The sequence below is a fragment of the Enterobacter cloacae complex sp. P24RS genome, from assembly GCF_014982165.1.
In the GTDB taxonomy this organism is placed as follows: Bacteria; Pseudomonadota; Gammaproteobacteria; order Enterobacterales; family Enterobacteriaceae; genus Enterobacter; species Enterobacter quasihormaechei.
In genome coordinates this window covers 14,627-32,893 of the sequence record NZ_JADCKU010000022.1, presented here as the reverse complement: position 1 = coordinate 32,893, position 18,267 = coordinate 14,627, and the positions used below count along the sequence as shown (strand labels likewise).

The 18,267-nt window shown below is 57.1% G+C and carries 14 protein-coding genes; 7 read left to right on the top strand and 7 right to left on the bottom strand.

Annotated features, from left to right (window positions below; all coding sequences use genetic code 11):
• Window positions 1-2: 2 nt before the first annotated feature.
• The 3 genes from selB to INF58_RS19215 all read right to left on the bottom strand — a co-directional run bounded on the left by selB (window position 3) and on the right by INF58_RS19215 (window position 3,935).
• The gene (gene selB, locus INF58_RS19225) at window positions 3-1,841 is read right to left on the bottom strand and encodes a selenocysteine-specific translation elongation factor (RefSeq protein ID WP_193528312.1); all 1,839 of its coding nucleotides are present in this window, start codon (window positions 1,839-1,841) and stop codon (window positions 3-5) included.
• Window positions 1,838-3,223: an L-seryl-tRNA(Sec) selenium transferase gene (gene selA / locus INF58_RS19220; protein ID WP_193528311.1), complete on the bottom strand. Its 1,386-nt coding sequence runs from the start codon at window positions 3,221-3,223 to the stop codon at window positions 1,838-1,840. The genes selB and selA overlap by 4 nt, the downstream gene beginning before the upstream one ends.
• Before the next feature lie 103 nt (window positions 3,224-3,326).
• Complete coding sequence (locus INF58_RS19215; protein ID WP_193528310.1) at window positions 3,327-3,935, bottom strand: glutathione S-transferase; 609 nt, start codon at window positions 3,933-3,935, stop codon at window positions 3,327-3,329.
• A 436-nt stretch (window positions 3,936-4,371) separates the two neighbouring features.
• On the opposite strand from INF58_RS19215, the gene INF58_RS19210 reads away from it, so the two are divergent.
• The 4 genes from INF58_RS19210 to INF58_RS19195 all read left to right on the top strand — a co-directional run bounded on the left by INF58_RS19210 (window position 4,372) and on the right by INF58_RS19195 (window position 8,538).
• A complete protein-coding gene (locus INF58_RS19210) occupies window positions 4,372-6,279 on the top strand; it encodes a PTS mannitol transporter subunit IICBA (RefSeq protein WP_063865856.1) in 1,908 nt (635 codons plus the stop codon).
• A 102-nt stretch (window positions 6,280-6,381) separates the two neighbouring features.
• Window positions 6,382-7,530 (top strand): mannitol-1-phosphate 5-dehydrogenase, encoded by a 1,149-nt coding sequence (gene mtlD / locus INF58_RS19205; RefSeq protein WP_193528309.1) that lies wholly within the window; start codon window positions 6,382-6,384, stop codon window positions 7,528-7,530.
• Entirely contained in the window at window positions 7,527-8,117 is a 591-nt protein-coding gene (gene mtlR / locus INF58_RS19200; protein WP_063865860.1) for a mannitol operon repressor MtlR, read from the top strand. The genes mtlD and mtlR overlap by 4 nt, the downstream gene beginning before the upstream one ends.
• Window positions 8,118-8,175: 58 nt before the next feature.
• Window positions 8,176-8,538 carry a YibL family ribosome-associated protein gene (locus INF58_RS19195; protein WP_063449976.1) on the top strand — a complete coding sequence of 121 codons (363 nt, stop codon included), beginning with the start codon at window positions 8,176-8,178 and terminating at the stop codon, window positions 8,536-8,538.
• Window positions 8,539-8,570: 32 nt separating this feature from the next.
• Here INF58_RS19195 and INF58_RS19190 read toward each other — a convergent pair whose 3' ends face one another.
• Genes INF58_RS19190 through INF58_RS19175 form a run of 4 tightly spaced genes read right to left on the bottom strand, consistent with a single transcriptional unit; the run spans window position 8,571 to window position 13,446 of the window.
• Entirely contained in the window at window positions 8,571-9,665 is a 1,095-nt protein-coding gene (locus INF58_RS19190) for a fimbrial protein (RefSeq protein ID WP_193528308.1), read from the bottom strand.
• A gap of 9 nt (window positions 9,666-9,674) precedes the next feature.
• Window positions 9,675-12,194 (bottom strand): fimbria/pilus outer membrane usher protein, encoded by a 2,520-nt coding sequence (locus tag INF58_RS19185; RefSeq protein ID WP_370552672.1) that lies wholly within the window; start codon window positions 12,192-12,194, stop codon window positions 9,675-9,677.
• Entirely contained in the window at window positions 12,160-12,834 is a 675-nt protein-coding gene (locus tag INF58_RS19180; protein ID WP_063449979.1) for a molecular chaperone, read from the bottom strand. The genes INF58_RS19185 and INF58_RS19180 overlap by 35 nt, the downstream gene beginning before the upstream one ends.
• A gap of 30 nt (window positions 12,835-12,864) precedes the next feature.
• Entirely contained in the window at window positions 12,865-13,446 is a 582-nt protein-coding gene (locus tag INF58_RS19175) for a fimbrial protein (RefSeq protein ID WP_193528307.1), read from the bottom strand.
• A 1,097-nt stretch (window positions 13,447-14,543) separates the two neighbouring features.
• Here INF58_RS19175 and lldP point away from each other — a divergent pair.
• From lldP to lldD, 3 genes are read left to right on the top strand one after another with little or no spacing between them, the layout of a single operon-like run.
• A complete protein-coding gene (gene lldP / locus INF58_RS19170) occupies window positions 14,544-16,199 on the top strand; it encodes an L-lactate permease (RefSeq protein ID WP_003860175.1) in 1,656 nt (551 codons plus the stop codon).
• Entirely contained in the window at window positions 16,196-16,969 is a 774-nt protein-coding gene (gene lldR, locus INF58_RS19165) for a transcriptional regulator LldR (protein WP_063865871.1), read from the top strand. The genes lldP and lldR overlap by 4 nt, the downstream gene beginning before the upstream one ends.
• Complete coding sequence (gene lldD / locus INF58_RS19160) at window positions 16,966-18,153, top strand: FMN-dependent L-lactate dehydrogenase LldD (RefSeq protein WP_063865875.1); 1,188 nt, start codon at window positions 16,966-16,968, stop codon at window positions 18,151-18,153. Before lldR ends, lldD begins: the two co-directional genes overlap by 4 nt.
• Window positions 18,154-18,267 lie beyond the last annotated feature (114 nt).

Below are 18,267 nucleotides of genomic sequence, written 5' to 3'. Positions count from 1 at the left end.
GCTTACGGAAATAACTGCGCGTCGCGGAGCACATGGTCATTGCCGCGACGACGCGTAAACCCGATGCGGTTGAAGTACTCCAGGATCTGAATCGCCAGCTTGCGTCCCACGTTCAGCCGATCGCGGAAGTCAGCGGCGCAGGTCGATCCTCGCGCATGATCCAGCTCGCGGATCAGGTTCGCAAACGCCACGATCCGATCGTTGCGGTAATAACGATCTTTCACGATCGCCACAATCATGCCCTGCTGGGCCGCATGGCGCAGTACCTGTCGCATTAGCTGCTCATCGGTATGGGTTTCACGCGCCAGATCGCGTACCCACCACGGTTCATCGCCAAACAGCGTCGCCACCTTTTGCCACACCGCGTCCTGCTCGGCGGTAAAACCCGCCTTGTGTTCCGGCAGGTGCAGCCAGCCGTGGTGGCTTGCGATCGCGCCGCTGGCGCGCATGTTTTCAATCAGCAGCAGCACCAGCGCGTCGTCTTCCATCGGCAACGCCATGCGCCGCAGACGCTCACGACCCGGGCCTGGCTCATCCTGATGCTGTTCATGGTAGGTGGCCAGCGTGCTCAGCACCTTGCGCTGCCAGCGCGCCGCCACCGGCGCGTTCAGCAGGCTGTTACCGGCCTGAATAAAACCTGGCTCCTGCGTCAGAAGCCGCAATCCTTCGCTGCTGAGCTGGCGCGCCCAGGCGAACGCAGCCAGATCCACCGCACCACGTTCAAGGTGGATATCTAACGCAGACTTATCATCGCGGGCCTTCGCCAGCGCGCCCAGCCACTGTAAATACTCGGGCTTACGCTTGCCGCGACGGGGCGGATTAAGCATGACCACGCGCGCGCCCGCCAGCGTTTCCCGCGCCGAAATATCGCGCAGGACCAGGCGGTCGTTATCCGCCAGCCAGAGCGGGGAGTCGAACACCAGCTCGGCAAGATCGTTTTCCAGCAGCGACACGCGTCCGGTGATGTGGCTGGCCGCGTGGTGAATGTGCAGCGGCTGCCACTGGGTCAGCGGCGTGTGGGTCTGGAGAGAGACGATCGCCCGCCCGCAAGGTTCTGGCGGCGCGTCAGCCATCAGCCAGTCACCACGGTTGAGCTGCTCTTTCCCGGCATCCCCGGCAATGTTCAGGGCGATACGCTGCCCGGCATGGGCCCGTTCCACCGGCTGGTTTTGCGCGTGAAGTCCGCGCACGCGCATCGGTTTATTTACGCCCGTTAGCCACAGGGTATCGCCCACGTTCACTTCGCCGCTCAGCGCGGTGCCGGTCACCACCAGCCCAGCACCTTTTACGGTGAACGCCCTGTCGATCGCCAGACGGAAACGGTGATGGCTGGCATGCTCACGAGACGGGATCTGCTGCAAATGGTCGCGAAGGGCGTCGATACCGCGGCCTTCTGTCGCCACGGTGACAAACAGTGACGCATCCTTAAAACCGTATTCATCGAGCGTCGCCAGCACCTCTTTACGCACCTCGTCGATACGCGCCTCATCCACACGGTCCGCTTTGGTGAGGGCGACGGTCAGCTGCGGGCTGCCCGTCAGTTGCAGGATAGCCAGATGCTCGCGCGTTTGCGCCATCACCCCGTCATCGCACGCGACCACCAGCAGAGCGTGATCGATACCGCCCACGCCCGCGAGCATATTGGACAGAAACTTCTCGTGGCCGGGCACGTCGATAAAGCCCAGCACGCGGCCATCGGGCAGCGGCCAGTAGGCGTATCCCAGGTCAATGGTCATGCCGCGCTTTTTCTCTTCCGGCAGGCGATCGGCATTTACGCCCGTAATGGCCTGCAATAACGTGGTTTTGCCGTGGTCAACGTGACCGGCGGTGGCAATAATCATTTCAACATCATCTCCAGAAACCGCACTTCATCTTCCAGACAGCGTAAATCCAGCCACATGCGGCCATCACCGATACGGCCAATCACCGGCGTCGGTAATGCACGCCAGCGCGCCGACAGCGCCTCAAGCTGGCTTCCGCGTCCGTCGCGCGGGGTGAACGTCAGCGCTTCGCTCGGTAATCTGTCCACGGGCAGCGAGCCGCTGCCAATTTGCGACAGACAGGGCTCGATACGAACATCAAATTCAGGGTAGTGAGGAGCAACCTGCGGCAGTAGCGCTTCCGCCCGCGCGCGGATGGAAGCTGCATTACGGCTTAGCAAACGCAACGTGGGCAGGCGGTCAGCCAGTTTCTCCGGGTGAAGATAGAGCCGCAGCGTCGCTTCCAGCGCGGCCAGCGTCATTTTATCTGCACGCAGGGCGCGCTTCAGCGGATGTTGCTGTAGCTGCGCAATCAGCTCGCGCCTGCCGACGATAATCCCCGCCTGCGGTCCGCCCAGCAGTTTATCGCCAGAGAAACTGACCAGGCTTACGCCCGCGGCAACCATTTCCTGCACCATCGGCTCTTTCGGCAGACCGTACTGGCGCATATCCACCAGCGACCCGCTGCCGAGATCGGCGATCACCGGCACGTTAAGCTCGCGCCCAATGGCAGCCAGCTCGGCTTCATCCACCGTTTTGGTGAACCCCTCGATATGGTAATTGCTGGTATGCACTTTCATCAGCAGCGCGGTGTTTTCATTCACCGCCGCGCGATAATCTTTAGCATGGGTACGGTTGGTTGTGCCCACTTCATGCAGCGTGCACCCCGCCTGGCGCATGACATCCGGAATTCGAAATGCCCCGCCGATTTCCACCAGCTCGCCGCGAGAGACGACAACCTCTTTCCCGCTCGCGGTAGCCGCCAGCATCAACAGCACCGCCGCCGCGTTGTTATTCACAATGCAGGCATCTTCCGCGCCGGTGATCTGGCAGAGCAGATCGGCCAGCGCGCGATCGCGATGCCCGCGCCCGGCGCCGTCCAGATCGTACTCCAGCGTCACCGCCGAGCGCATGGCCCGGGTGACGGCCTGTATCGCCTCTTCCGCCTGTTGTGCACGGCCCAGATTGGTGTGCAGAACCGTGCCCGTCAGGTTAATGACCGGGCGCAACGCGCTTTGCGCGCGCTCATTCAGCCTCCGCTCAACTTCCTGCTCCCACGCCATGCACCAGCCAGGAAGCGCGTTCTCAGCCTGAATATGACGGCGCGCGTCATCCTGAAGCTGGCGTAGCATGTCGACCGTTGCAGTATGGCCAAACTGCGCCAGCACCGCTGCTATGCGCGGGTCACGAAGCAGACGATCGGTTGCGGGGATCTGGCTGTAGAGGGAATGATGAGTAGTCATGAATGCGCCTGGCGAGTAAATATCTTCCCCCCTCCCGACGGGAGAGGGAGTTAACATGTGGGGGGATTGTACCGCCTCCTGCCGGGAAGTGTTATAACCCGCATCAAGCCTTTGGTGGTTCGGTACGGGCAAAACTTTCGCGCTGAAAGAGCGTCTCCGCCAGCTTAACCAGCAGCGGGCGATCCACGCACCACCCAGGCGAGACCCGGCGGAAATTGAGGTAGCCAATGGCGCAGGCGATGGCGATCGTCGCCAGATTCAGGCTATCGCTTTGGATTTTACCGTCGCGGATCAGTTGTTCACACCTATCCAGGCTGCGGCAAATTTTTTCTCGCTGACGCAGCAGTTCATCCTCTGACTGCTGTGCCGCGGGCCTCGCCTGCTCGCGCACGGACGTTAACGCTGCGTCCATAATGCCATCGGCCAGCGCTTCAATTTGCTTCACCGCCAGCGCCGCTTTTGGATCCGCCGGCAGCATGGCTGGCGCAACGCCAAGCAGCTCGATGTATTCCGCAATGATCGGGGAATCAAACCAGTAGTCACCCTCGTCCGTGACCAACGCCGGAACTTTACCCAACGGGTTGTACTGCGCAACGCCGTTCTCAGCGTTGTAGGGCTGTTCATTCACGAATTCAAATTCAATCCCTTTCTCCAGCAGGAGAATCGAAATCTTACGCACGAAAGGACTGGTATAACTGCCGATGAGTTTCATTGCTTATCCTTAATGCCCACAAAGAGGTCAGTATGGATCACGCCGTGAAAAAAGGCAGGTATGCGTATCGCATTCCTGACCTCAGGCGATACGGGAGGAATCCGTATAAAAATATTTTGTGAATCAAGTCACAACCCAGAAACAAACCGCCAACTTAGAAATGTGATTATTATCACAAAAAGCACGCCAGTCTGGCGCAATTTTGCGCGATGTATTTTTTTTACACACTCATTATGTGATCACCATCACTTCATTAATCACCACACCCCCTACATTTACGTGACTGCGATCACACAAAATTTCGCTGTCTGGACAGTTGAACGATTCAGTGCCAGATTTCACAGCATCAGAACAGGGCCCGGCTACCTCTGCCGCCGCACATTAACGATAAACCTCGGGCCATAAGCCTAAGCGTAAACATAAGAAGGGGTGTTTTATGTCATCCGATTTCAAGATCAAAGTGCAAAGCTTTGGTCGTTTCCTCAGCAACATGGTGATGCCAAATATCGGCGCGTTTATCGCGTGGGGTATTATCACCGCATTGTTTATTCCGACAGGGTGGTTGCCTAACGAAACGCTGGCGAAACTTGTTGGCCCAATGATCACATACCTGCTGCCGCTGCTCATCGGTTATACCGGTGGTCGTCTGGTGGGCGGTGACCGCGGTGGCGTCGTGGGTGCCATCACAACCATGGGCGTGATCGTCGGTGCGGATATGCCGATGTTCCTCGGTGCGATGATTGCCGGTCCTCTGGGTGGCTGGGCGATTAAGAAATTCGACGTCTGGGTCGATGGCAAAATCAAGTCCGGCTTCGAAATGCTGGTGAACAACTTCTCCGCGGGCATCATCGGGATGATCCTCGCGATTCTGGCGTTCCTCGGCATTGGTCCGGCGGTTGAAGTGCTGTCCAAACTGCTGGCAGCGGGCGTTAACTTCATGGTGGCGCACGACATGCTGCCGCTGGCGTCTATCTTCGTTGAACCGGCGAAAATCCTGTTCCTGAACAACGCCATCAACCACGGTATCTTCTCCCCGCTAGGTATTCAGCAGTCTCACGATCTCGGCAAGTCCATCTTCTTCCTGATTGAAGCCAACCCGGGTCCGGGCATGGGCGTTCTGCTGGCGTACATGTTCTTTGGTCGCGGCAGCGCGAAACAGTCTGCTGGCGGCGCGGCTATCATCCACTTCCTGGGCGGTATCCACGAAATTTACTTCCCGTACGTGCTGATGAACCCGCGTCTGATCCTGGCCGTTATCCTCGGCGGTATGACCGGCGTGTTCACCCTGAGCGTGCTGGGCGGCGGTCTGGTCTCCCCTGCTTCTCCGGGCTCTATCCTGGCGGTGCTGGCGATGACCCCGAAAGGCGCGTACTTCGCAAACATCGCGGCAATCTGTGCGGCCATGGCGGTCTCCTTCGTGGCATCCGCTATCCTGCTGAAAACCAGCAAGGTGAAGGAAGACGACGATATCGAAGCGGCAACCCGCCGTATGCACGACATGAAGGCTGAATCCAAAGGCGCTACGCCGCTGGCGGCTGGCGATGTCTCTAACGACCTGAGCCACGTGCGTAAAATCATCGTTGCCTGCGACGCCGGTATGGGTTCCAGCGCAATGGGGGCCGGCGTGCTGCGTAAGAAAGTGCAGGATGCGGGTCTGACCAACATCTCCGTGACCAACAGCGCGATTAACAACCTGCCGCCGGACGTTGACCTGGTGATCACGCACCGCGATCTGACCGAGCGCGCCATGCGTCAGGTGCCGCAGGCGCAGCACATTTCCCTGACCAACTTCCTGGACAGCGGCCTGTACACCAGCCTGACCGAACGTCTGGTTGCGGCCCAGCGCCATGAAGATAACGAAGTGAAGGTGCGCTCCAGCCTGCAAGACAGCTTTGACGAGAGCAACGCGCATCTGTTCAGACTGGGCGCGGAAAACATCTTCCTCGGCCGCACCGCGACCAATAAAGAAGAGGCGATTCGCTTCGCCGGTGAGCAGCTGGTGAAAGGTGGCTACGTTCAGCCTGAATACGTTGACGCGATGCTGGAGCGTGAAAAGCTGACGCCAACCTACCTGGGTGAATCCATCGCGGTTCCGCACGGTACGGTTGAAGCAAAAGACCGCGTGCTGAAAACCGGCGTGGTGTTCTGTCAGTATCCTGATGGCGTGCGCTTCGGTGAAGAAGAAGACGACATCGCCCGTCTGGTGATTGGTATCGCCGCTCGCAACAACGAGCACATTCAGGTGATTACCAGCCTGACCAACGCCCTGGATGATGAAACGGTCATCGAGCGTCTGGCTAATACCACCAGCGTTGAAGAAGTACTGGCGCTGCTCAACAAATAACAGCGTCTCTTCCCTCTCCCCGACGGGGAGAGGGCTAGGGTGAGGGGAAAACGTTTCTCACCCCAGCCCTCTCGGGTAAAAACATTGATGAAGGTTAATACTATGAAAGCATTACATTTTGGCGCAGGTAATATTGGTCGTGGCTTTATCGGTAAACTGCTGGCAGACGCGGGCATTACCCTGACATTCGCCGATGTGAACGAGGTGGTTCTGGATGCCCTGAACGCCCGTCATAGCTATCAGGTACATGTAGTCGGTGAAAACGAGCAGGTTGAAACTGTTTCTGGCGTGAACGCGGTGAGCAGCATCGGCGACGACGTGATTGACCTCATCGCAAACGTTGACCTGGTCACCACAGCCGTAGGGCCGGTAGTGCTCGAACGCATCGCCCCGGCGGTCGCAAAAGGCCTGGCGAAGCGTAAAGCACAGGGCATTGAAACACCGCTGAACATCATCGCCTGTGAAAACATGGTGCGCGGCACCACGCAGCTGAAAGGCCACGTTCTTGCCGCCGTTGCAGAGGAAGATAAAGCCTGGGTTGAAGCGCACGTCGGGTTTGTGGACTCCGCCGTAGACCGCATCGTTCCTCCGTCCGAATCCGCCACCAACGATCCGCTGGAAGTGACCGTGGAAACCTTCAGCGAGTGGATCGTCGATAAAACCCAGTTTAAGGGCGCGCTGCCGACCATTCCGGGAATGGAACTCACTGATAACCTGATGGCATTTGTCGAACGTAAACTCTTCACGCTGAACACCGGGCATGCTATAACCGCGTACCTCGGAAAATTGGCCGGTCATCAGACCATTCGCGACGCCATCCTCGATGAGAACATCCGCGCGGTGGTGAAAGGGGCAATGGAAGAGAGCGGCGCGGTGCTGATCAAACGCTACGGTTTTGATGCTGATAAACACGCAGCATACATCCAGAAAATCCTCGGTCGTTTTGAAAACCCGTATCTGAAAGATGACGTTGAGCGCGTTGGTCGTCAGCCGCTGCGTAAGCTGAGCGCGGGCGACCGCCTGATTAAACCGCTGCTGGGCACGCTGGAATACGGCCTGCCGCACGCCAACCTGGTGAAAGGGATTGCTGCCGCGATGCACTACCGCAGCGAGCAGGACCCGCAGGCGATTGAGCTGGCTCAGCTGATTGATGACAAAGGCGCGCAGGCTGCGCTGGCGCAGATTTCCGGTCTGGATGCCAGCAGTGACGTGGTTGCGGAGGCGGTTAACGCATACAACGCAACCAAATGATGCAGAATCCGGCGCAGGTGAGCCTGCGCCCGAATAACAGATTGTCAGATATGCAGGCAACAATGGAACAAACCCAGGCCTTTGAAAATCGTGTGCTTGAGCGTCTGAATGCTGGCAAAACCGTACGAAGCTTTCTGATTGCCGCCGTCGAGCTGTTAACCGAGGCGGTGAACATTCTGGTGCTTCAGGTGTTTCGCAAAGACGACTACGCGGTAAAGTATGCTGTTGAACCGTTGCTGGACGGAGACGGACCGCTGGGCGATTTATCGGTACGGCTGAAGCTGATCTACGGTCTTGGCGTGCTCAACCGCCAGGAGTATGAAGACGCCGAGCTGTTAATGGCGCTGCGCGAAGAGCTCAATCATGACGGTAACGAGTACACCTTTACCGATGATGAGATCCTCGGTCCCTTCGGCGAGCTGCACTGCGTATCCGCCCTGCCTCCTGCACCTCCGTTTGATAACAGCGACCCTGAGCTGTACGCGATGCAAAAGCTGCGTTATCAACAGGTTGTCCGCTCCACCATGGTGCTTTCCCTGACTGAGCTGATTTCTAAAATCAGCTTAAAAAAAGCGTTTCAGAAGTAAGCCCGCACACATTGGTGTATCCTTCCCTGTAAATTCCCCGTTTTCAGAGTTATTTGTCATGAAAGAAGTCGAAAAGAACGAAATTAAACGCCTGAGCGACCGTCTGGATCTGGTCCGCCATCAAATGGCCGGTCTCTCCCTGGTCGATTCCGCCGAGAAATACGCCGAGCTGGAAAAAGAGTCCGTGAAGCTGGAAGCGGAAATCGAGCGCCTGCGCGAAGTGAAAGGCCAGAAGCTGAGTAAAGAAGCACAGAAGCTGATGAACATGCCGCATCGCCGCGCGATCACCAAAAAAGAGCAGGCCGACATGGGCAAGCTGAAGAAAAGCGTCCGTGGCCTGGTGGTGGTGCACCCGATGACTGAGCTTGGCCGCGAAATGGGCCTGAAAGAGATGACGGGCTTTTGTAAGACCGAATTCTGATCGCTCTCCCCTGCTCCTGCGGCAGGGGAATCTCAGTTGTAGATCAGGTTAAACGTCGCCATCGCATCCGCTTTTCCCGCCGAGACGTTCTCTTCTGTCTGAATGTAATGCGCGTCAAACCAGAAGGTCTGCGTCTGGTTATCCCCCACCTGGCCAAGCGCTGACACCTGCGGGGTGTTCCACTGTACCACCTGCCCCTGAACCGAACCGGTATTGTCACCGTAAAGCAGTTCGATTCCGACACCGCTGGCGCTATCCTCCTGCTTCGTCAGTGCCAGTGCCCGATCGTTGGCCGGTGTGGTATCGCCAAAGAAACCCATCTTCACCGCCGTATTATTTTCGCAGGTCACCGGAATGCTGAAGCGCCCGCCACCGGCCCGTGAGCCTGGGCCGTGAAATTCACGCTGGCTCACGCTTCCCATGGGAACAAGAATGCTGCGAGAGCCTACCGAACAGCTGGTACGCCTGACGGTGAAGCTGGCGAGATGGATCTGTACCGGTGTCGCCACGTTGGTAGCGCTGGCTTTATTTTCTCCCGCCTGCAAGATCAGCGATCCGACATTTTGCTCCTGGGAGTTGGCGTTATCATCAGGCATGGCGCTGGTCGTCGGGATTTTGTAAAACACCACCCAGAACTGCATCTTGTACGTTGAGGCGCTGGCAAAGGCGGGGTTTTGCGACGCGTCGCAAATGCGCCGGGACTCATTGCCATCCACCGGGCTGGTGCCGTCAATATAGCGTACCTCATCGGCGCCGCAGTACTGCTGCTCCCGGAACCCCAGCGCGTAGCCGATACCGTCGATCTGGGTTTTGTAAACGTGGCGCGCCGCGCCGTCTTCACCCACCACGGTACCGACGGGGTTATCCATATCGACAAAGCCGATGCTACGCCAGGCGTCATTCCCGCCATCACAGCTGTAGAAATCCGCCCCGGTAGACTGTATCGGCGCGGAAACTGGCGTCCAGTCTGCCGTGCCGGGCGCATACCCTATGGCGTAGGGCACCTGAACGACCCACTGATCGCGAGTGGTGCGACAAGGTGAGATCTGAGCATGGGCATGAAAACTCAGCATGCCAAAAAGCGAAAGCAGGCTCAGATAGAAAAACCAGTGAATAAAACGACGCATGATAATCCTCTAATGACACGCAAGAGACAGCGTGGCGATGCCGGGGGCCATGTGAGCTTCGCCCAGCCTGAAAGGTGTCTGGCACTGATGCTGTTCCCCGCCCTCATACCAGGTGACGCGCAGGTTGCCGCGCTCCGGTACCCCGCTCAGGTAGGCCTGACCGCCGTCAGCGACCATGCTTCGGTTTGCAGAACGGCGGTTCTGCTCCACCACTTCAGCCTGCGCGCCAAACGGCAGCGGTTCGCCGTGATAGCGCAGGGAAAACAGGACGCGATACCCAATGTGGGTTGTGTAATTGGCCAGCACCACCGCGCCGCTGGTGGGAATGAGCGTCAGACCGCTCTGCTCGACGTCGACGTTCTCGCCAAGCGTCGCCGTATCCAGATTGACGGTATTCTTGCGGTAGGCCGAGAGCGTTGGCATGACCGCGTAGCCACGGCTGTCGGTATGGATCCCGTTGTAGCCCTCCGGCTCAACGTTCGCCGCGCCGGGCACGCGCAGCAGGGCGACGGTATCGCCCAGCGGCTGGCTGAGCGTGACGCCATACTGCGTGGCGATGACGCCTCCGGCGAGTCCAAGACTGGCGTTGCTACCGTTTCGGCTGTGGTCATAACCGAGGCTGACGTTGCCGTAGCCACCGTTGTATTGCAGCGCCAGGCTGGTGCTGTCGGCCTCTCCCTCACTGGTCTTACTCTGCTGAACGCTGTAATTCAGGTTGCGGTTCGCCAGCGCGCTGCCGTTGAGTGACACCTGCTGCGTGGTCATCCCACGATTGTTGTGGTTGGCGTAGTAACTGACCGAACTGCCCGGTAGCCAGTTGCCAAGCGGAACATTGACGTTAAACGACACGGTGCGATCGGGATGCTGCTCAAGCGCTGAGTCGGTGTAGTCATACCCCGCGCCCCAGGAAATACCCCGCCAGCTGGTGTACCAGCCGATGTGGATGGTTTTATCCTGGCCGGACGTATGCCAGTAATCCTGCATCCACGCCGAGACGTTGAGGCTGCCGAACTGACCCAGCGTCTGTGAAAAAGTGACCTGCGAGCGGCTACGGCGATTATTAAGTTGCAGCTGCTGGCTGTCGGACTGATTCAGTTCGTTAAATTCGTAGTAATTGCGCGAGGCATAGCGATAGCTCGCCAGGTTGAAGGCGGTGCCGGTAGCGCTGAAATCTTTCTGGTACTGAATGCGCCACGCCTGCCCCATCGCGCTTTTGCCGTTGGGTAAACGGCTTTTTGCCAGCGTATCGTCAATGCCCAGCGAGCCGAATGCGCCAAACCCTCTGCCTATGCCGATCGCACCGGCCTGATAGTTGTTTGCCGTACGAAAGCCGCCATACACCGTCATCCTGGAGAGCAGACCGTAAAAGAAAGCGCCTTCAACAAATTCGGGCGAACGCGCATCGCTGGAGCCGGAATGAAACCGTCCGGCGTTGAGGCTGTATTTCAGGCTGCCCTGGCGTCGCATAAACGGCACCGCAGAATAGGGTTGGGTAAAAACGCGCGTCGAGCCGTCACTTTCCGTGACGGTAACCTGTAGATCGCCACTTTGCGCGCCGGGGAACAGATCGTTAATGATGAATGGCCCGGCGGCCACCCAGGTTTCATAGATCACATAGCCATTTTGCGAAACGGAGACTTTAGCGAAGCTGTGTGCGACGCCGCGGATGGTGGGGGCAAATCCGCGCTGGCTGTCGGGCAACATGCTCTCGCTTGAGGAGAGCTGCACCCCGCGAAACGCCACGCTATCGAACACGTCGCCTGCGGTCCACGCATCGCCGATCCGCAGCTGGCTGTTGAGGCTGCGAATATCCCGGGTCAGCCAGCTGCTCTGTGACTGGAAACGATCCCCACCCGAGTCGCTGTGGCTCCAGGCCGAGGTGTTGCGCAATCGCCACGCTCCCAGATTGACGCCGTTACGCAAGCTCAGATAGCTGGACGTCGTGACGCCGCTCTGATGGCGGGCCTGGCCGCCCGACAGGCTGTAATCAACAAATGCCGCCGGGATACCATCATCCCACTGCGACTGCGGCACGTAGCCGCGGCTTCGGTGTTTCATCGCCGCCTGCGGCAGGCTGATAAAGAGGCGCTGCTGGTTGAAATCATAAGAGGTTCGCGCTGCCGGTATAAAATCGTCGAGGTGCGTGAAGGTCTCTCCCTCGTGCAACCGCGAGAATGCCGGAATCGCACTCACGTTTACCCCAAGCGCTTCCAGCAGCGATAGGCTAAAAACGGGTTGCAGGCGGCCTTTCTCATTGACGAAGGTGATCTCCTGATGCCGCTCCTCGCGTCCATTAATCTCCAGCGTTACGAGCCAGGTGCCGGGCATTTGCCCGCCCTTTTCAGAGAAATAGTGCAAATCCGCCGTTTTCTGTTCGGAAGAGGAAAGCTCCAGCGCGGCGGGATCAAAATAATCCTCGGCCATCCCGGCGCGGCTGAAGCTGAGCAGCAGCACCGAAAGGGGCGCGTAACGAAACAGGCGAAAAGGCATGGTGTTAAAGCGGCTGAGAGCGGGTGGCGGTAATGGCACCGAAATCATTAATAGCCGACCAGCTTACGCCACCGGAGGCAGCCACAGGCCATTCGCGGGTTTCACCTGGACCGATCATACCTGGCTGCTCAATTTTATGCCCGCCGACGGTCAGCCGATAAAAAGAGACGTAATATGGCGTCGGGTTGGAGGCCTTAAGCCCTTTTTCCGTCCGCGAAAATGTTATTTTCTGCCAGGCCGTGGCGGCGTCCCCTTTCAGGTTGTCCGGGCGGTAGAAAATTTTAAATTTCGATTTGACGTTAACCTGTAATTCGTTATTGCTCTCTTTTGGCTTTGGCGCAATCGCTTTAATATCCAGCCAAAATACGGATTCACGATCTGTGGGCAGCGGTGCGCCGGTATATTGAATACGCAGCGTGTTGGTCTGCTCCGGATCAAGCCTGAACAGCGGTGGCGTGACGATAAAGGGCGCGGCGTTATTTTTATCCTGCACATCGCCTTCAACCCACGACTGAATAAGGTAGGGAACCGCACTTTCCATATTAGAAACAGAAAATGCCACCTCCTTGCTGTTTTGCGGGTATACGATCCGTGTCCCACCCATTACAACGCCAGCGGAAACTGACGCAGAGCTAACCATTAATGCAGTGAGCATAATATACGATAAACGTTTCATCATTATTATCTCTGGAGGTGGCTGAAAGTGAAATCAGTTATAAACCATCAGGAAGTTAGACACGGCGTTCACATCGCCCGCGTTGATTTCCGCTCCATCTTTGTCCAGTGCGGCATAGAACGTTAATTCTGCATTGCCTTCACCATCTGGTGCGGTGGTTTTTGAAACCGTGCCCGGTTTAATAGAGGTGCTGCGATCGCTGTTATAAAGCTTCACCCCGACGCCCGTCGCCATCCCCGTACCCGGCGTGACCTGTAACAGCGTGTCATCCTGCGCATCTTTATTGCCGTCAAACAGCACCGCAACGGATTCAACCGCTGGCGGACAATTTTCTACGTTGATTTTGAACTCACGTGGTGTGGTTTCGACGTGCTCATCGAAGTAGTTTTTCGCCCATGCCCCAAGGTCTACCGTTTTGTTTTTTGACGCTGGAGTAATATCACAGGAAATAAGGGTAATTTTGCCAGTGAAGTTGATTACCCCGCCCGTGCTCTGCGTACCTGCGCCTGTATCCAGATTAGTATTAACACCTGAATCATTGCTTGCCAGTACCGATTGAGAAGATAACAGCAGCCCCGCCGCGGCAATCGCCAGCGCCACATTTTTGATTTTCATTTGAAAGCAAACCCCTCTGTACATTAAACAGATTTAGAATTGTCATGCCAAATACGGTCATTGCTATAAGGAATTAAAACGTCACTAAAGGGTACAAATAGAGGTGGTGACGCGACCTCATAGAATAACGTGGGGTCCATCCCGGCGTGGTAATCCATTTATTTTCTTTGAGCCATACGCATTTATTCCCCAACAGAGGAATAGCTTCAGGCAGAAAATAACAATGAATACATTAAGGTTAAAAAAGAACGTCATTTCTTTTGTAACGCAGCATCTTCATAAATAGTAAATCAAATGCTTTATAACGTCTACGCACCGAAAGGTGTGCAGCATCGCTTATAACTCATTTAAAGTTAACATTAAAACAACAAATTTAACCTGTTTTCCTCACCCACCACACTATTAGTGCCCTTCTAATCCCCTTTCTAAATTAAAAAAAGAGTTGACTGATCAATGTTTGATCAATTTATTTCGGATTATTATTAGAAGGAAACGTTGAACCGGGATGCCATGCTTAGACATTATTCTGCGAAATCAGCTAAACGCAGGATATTTACTTACTGATCAGCAATTGATCGTTTGTAATACGCTGTTAAAATCTATATGTGAAATTTATCTTAATTAAAATTTTTTGCTACATATTGGATTTCGCATTTTTACCTAAAAAAAATTTATATTACTCTGAAATACGCCATTTTATCTACACGTTAAACATCAATTACACACTTAATATAAACAAAAATATATCTCACCGTTAACCTAAGTTCCGCATTGATGCTTTTTTATTATCGTCTTTAACACACCCCATCCGCTCCGATTGATGAAAAGATGTTCAGCCCGCTGCTACGGCCCGCGCCGCAAACGGACGGACGGCGCAGGCCTTTTGGTCCTACCAATGCGCGTTAAAGCGAACCACCGTTCACAGTTTTACTGCTCCACTTCACAAAATCATTGCTGAAAAGCAACACTTGATTAACCATTTATTGCCATAACCCCTACAACACAAAATTGGATGGACCACTTTTACGCAGACTGTGACGCAGAGTTGAGCGGAGACTCACCCGCAACCCAGGCTGTGTGGTCCTCAGGAGACCTGCATGAGCCTCTGGCAACAAAACTATGACCCGGCCGGGAATATCTGGCTGTCGAGCCTGATCGCATCGCTACCGATCCTGTTCTTCTTCTTTGCGCTGATTAAGCTCAAGCTGAAGGGCTATCTTGCGGCGACGTATACCGTTGCCATCGCCCTGCTGGTGGCGCTGTTCTTCTATAAAATGCCGGTCGATCGCGCGCTGGCCTCCGTGGTGTATGGTTTCTTCTACGGCCTGTGGCCAATTGCGTGGATCATCATCGCCGCGGTCTTTGTCTACAAAATCTCGGTCAAAACCGGGCAGTTCGACATTATTCGTTCGTCGATCCTCTCTATTACCCCGGACCAGCGTTTGCAGATGCTGATTGTCGGCTTCTCCTTCGGGGCGTTCCTTGAAGGCGCGGCAGGATTCGGCGCGCCGGTAGCGATTACCGCCGCGCTGCTGGTCGGGTTGGGCTTTAACCCGCTGTATGCCGCTGGCCTGTGCCTGATTGTGAACACTGCGCCGGTGGCGTTTGGCGCGATGGGCATTCCGATTCTGGTGGCAGGTCAGGTGACCGGGCTGGACAGCTTCGAGATTGGCCAGATGGTGGGCCGTCAGCTGCCGTTCCTGACCATTATCGTACTGTTCTGGATCATGGCGATTATGGACGGCTGGCGCGGCGTGAAGGAGACCTGGCCTGCGGTGATGGTGGCGGGCGGTTCGTTCGCGATTGCCCAGTACCTCAGCTCAAACTTCCTCGGCCCGGAACTGCCGGACATCATCTCTTCCCTGGTGTCGCTGGTCTGTCTGACGCTGTTCCTGAAGCGCTGGCAGCCGGTACGTATCTTCCGCTTTGCGGACATGGGCGCATCGCACGTGGATCAGACCCTCGCCCGCACCGGCTATACCGCCGGGCAGATCGTCCGCGCGTGGTCGCCGTTCCTGTTCCTGACCGCCACCGTGACGCTGTGGAGCATACCGCCGTTTAAGGCGCTGTTCGCCCCGGGCGGTGCGCTGTACGACATGGTGATTAACATCTCCGTGCCGTTCCTCGACAAGATGGTCGCCCGTATGCCGCCGGTGGTGCACGACGCCACGCCGTATGCGGCCGTGTTTAAGTTTGACTGGTTCTCCGCCACCGGCACGGCCATCCTGTTTGCGGCTATCCTTTCCGTGGTGTGGCTGCGCATGAAGCCTGCCGCCGCGGTGCAGACTTTTGCGGCAACGATTAAAGAGCTGATGCTGCCGATCTACTCCATCGGCATGGTGCTGGCGTTCGCGTTTATCTCGAACTACTCCGGCCTGTCGTCGACGCTGGCGTTAGCGCTGGCGCACACCGGGCACGCATTCACCTTCTTCTCGCCGTTCCTCGGCTGGCTGGGAGTGTTCCTGACCGGTTCCGATACGTCGTCTAACGCCCTGTTTGCCGCCTTACAGGCCACGGCCGCACAGCAGATTGGCGTTTCTGACGTCCTGCTTGTGGCAGCAAACACGACGGGCGGCGTAACCGGGAAGATGATCTCGCCGCAGTCCATCGCCATTGCCTGTGCCGCGGTGGGATTGGTAGGCAAAGAGTCGGATCTGTTCCGCTTTACCGTTAAACACAGCCTGATATTTACCTGCATGGTGGGCGTAATCACCACATTGCAGGCCTATGTCTTAACCTGGATGATTCCATGATAGTGATGCCCAGACGCCTGTCCGACGAGATTGCCACTCGCGTGCGGGCGCTGATTGAAGAACAACAGCTGGAGGCGGGCATGAGATTGCCCGCCGAACGCCAGCTTGCCGCCCAGCTTGGCGTGTCGCGCAATTCACTGCGCGAAGCGCTGGCAACACTGGTCAGCGAAGGTGTGCTGCTGAGCCGTCGCGGCGGCGGCACTTTTGTGCGCTGGCAGCATGATGACTGGTCCGAACAAAACATCGTTCAGCCGCTGAAAACGCTGATGGAAAACGACCCGGACTACAGCTTTGACATCCTCGAAGCGCGTCACGCCATCGAGACCAGCACCGCGTGGCACGCGGCGATGCGGGCGACCGACGCCGACAAAGAGAAGCTCAAAGCCTGTTTTGACGCCACGCAAAGCAGCGACCCGGATATCGCCTCGCAGGCCGACGTGCGTTTTCATCTGGCGATTGCCGAGGCGTCCCATAACGTCGTGCTGCTGCAAACCATGCGCGGGTTCTTTGACCTGCTGCAATCCTCCGTGAAGCAGAGCCGCCAACGCATGTATCTGGTCCCGCCGGTCTTCGCTCAGCTGACCGAACAGCATGAAGCCGTGCTCAACGCCATTCTTGCTGGCGATGCCGAGGCCGCGCGTAAAGCGATGATGGCGCATCTCGGGTTCGTGCACACCACCATTAAACGATTCGATGAAGATCAGGCCCGACAGGCGCGTATTACCCGTCTGCCTGGCGAGAGTGATATTTCCAGGGAGAACAAAGCATGATTATTTCAGCAGCCAGTGACTATCGCGCCGCGGCGCAGCGCATTTTGCCGCCGTTCCTGTTCCACTACATTGATGGCGGGGCTTACGCCGAATATACCCTGCGCCGCAACGTGGAGGATCTCTCTGAGGTGGCCCTGCGCCAGCGCGTGCTGAAGAATATGTCTGACCTGAGCCTTGAGACAAAGCTGTTTAACGAAACGCTCTCCATGCCGGTGGCGCTTGCGCCCGTTGGCTTATGCGGCATGTACGCCCGCCGGGGCGAAGTGCAGGCTGCCGCCGCAGCGGATGCCAAAGGCATTCCGTTTACCCTGTCTACCGTGTCCGTCTGCCCGATTGAAGAGGTCGCGCCGACCCTCAAGCGCCCGATGTGGTTCCAGCTGTACGTCCTGCGCGATCGCGGCTTTATGCGTAACGCGCTGGAGCGCGCCAAAGCGGCAGGCTGCTCAACGCTGGTCTTTACCGTCGATATGCCCACGCCCGGCGCCCGCTACCGCGACGCCCACTCCGGCATGAGCGGCCCTAACGCCGCGATGCGCCGCTACTGGCAGGCGGTGACGCATCCGCAGTGGGCGTGGGATGTAGGGCTGAACGGCCGTCCGCACGATCTGGGCAATATTTCGGCCTACCTGGGTAAACCGACCGGCCTGGAAGATTACATCGGCTGGCTGGCGAATAACTTCGATCCGTCGATCTCGTGGAAGGACCTGGAGTGGATCCGCGAATTCTGGGATGGCCCGATGGTGATCAAAGGGATCCTCGATCCGGAAGATGCCCGCGACGCGGTGCGTTTCGGCGCCGACGGGATCGTCGTTTCTAACCACGGTGGACGCCAGCTCGACGGGGTGCTCTCTTCCGCCCGCGCGCTGCCCGCCATTGCCGATGCGGTGAAGGGCGATATTGCGATCCTGGCCGACAGCGGTATTCGTAACGGGCTGGACGTGGTGCGCATGATTGCGCTGGGCGCAGACAGCGTGCTGCTGGGCCGCGCGTACCTCTATGCCCTGGCCACCAGCGGTCAGGCGGGCGTGGCGAACCTGCTGAACCTGATCGAGAAAGAGATGAAGGTGGCGATGACCCTGACCGGTGCGAAGTCGATTAGCGAAATCAGTAAGGATTCGCTGGTACAGGAGCTGAGTAAACTACCGGCGGCGCTGGCTCCGCTGTCACATGGCGACGCGGCCTGATCTTCTCCCGTTACCCCACCTTTCCCTGCGCCCGGTTACCCCCTCGGGCGCTTTTTTTTGTCGAAAATAACACCTACGTAACATTCTGGATAAGAAAATTTGACACACCCTGCC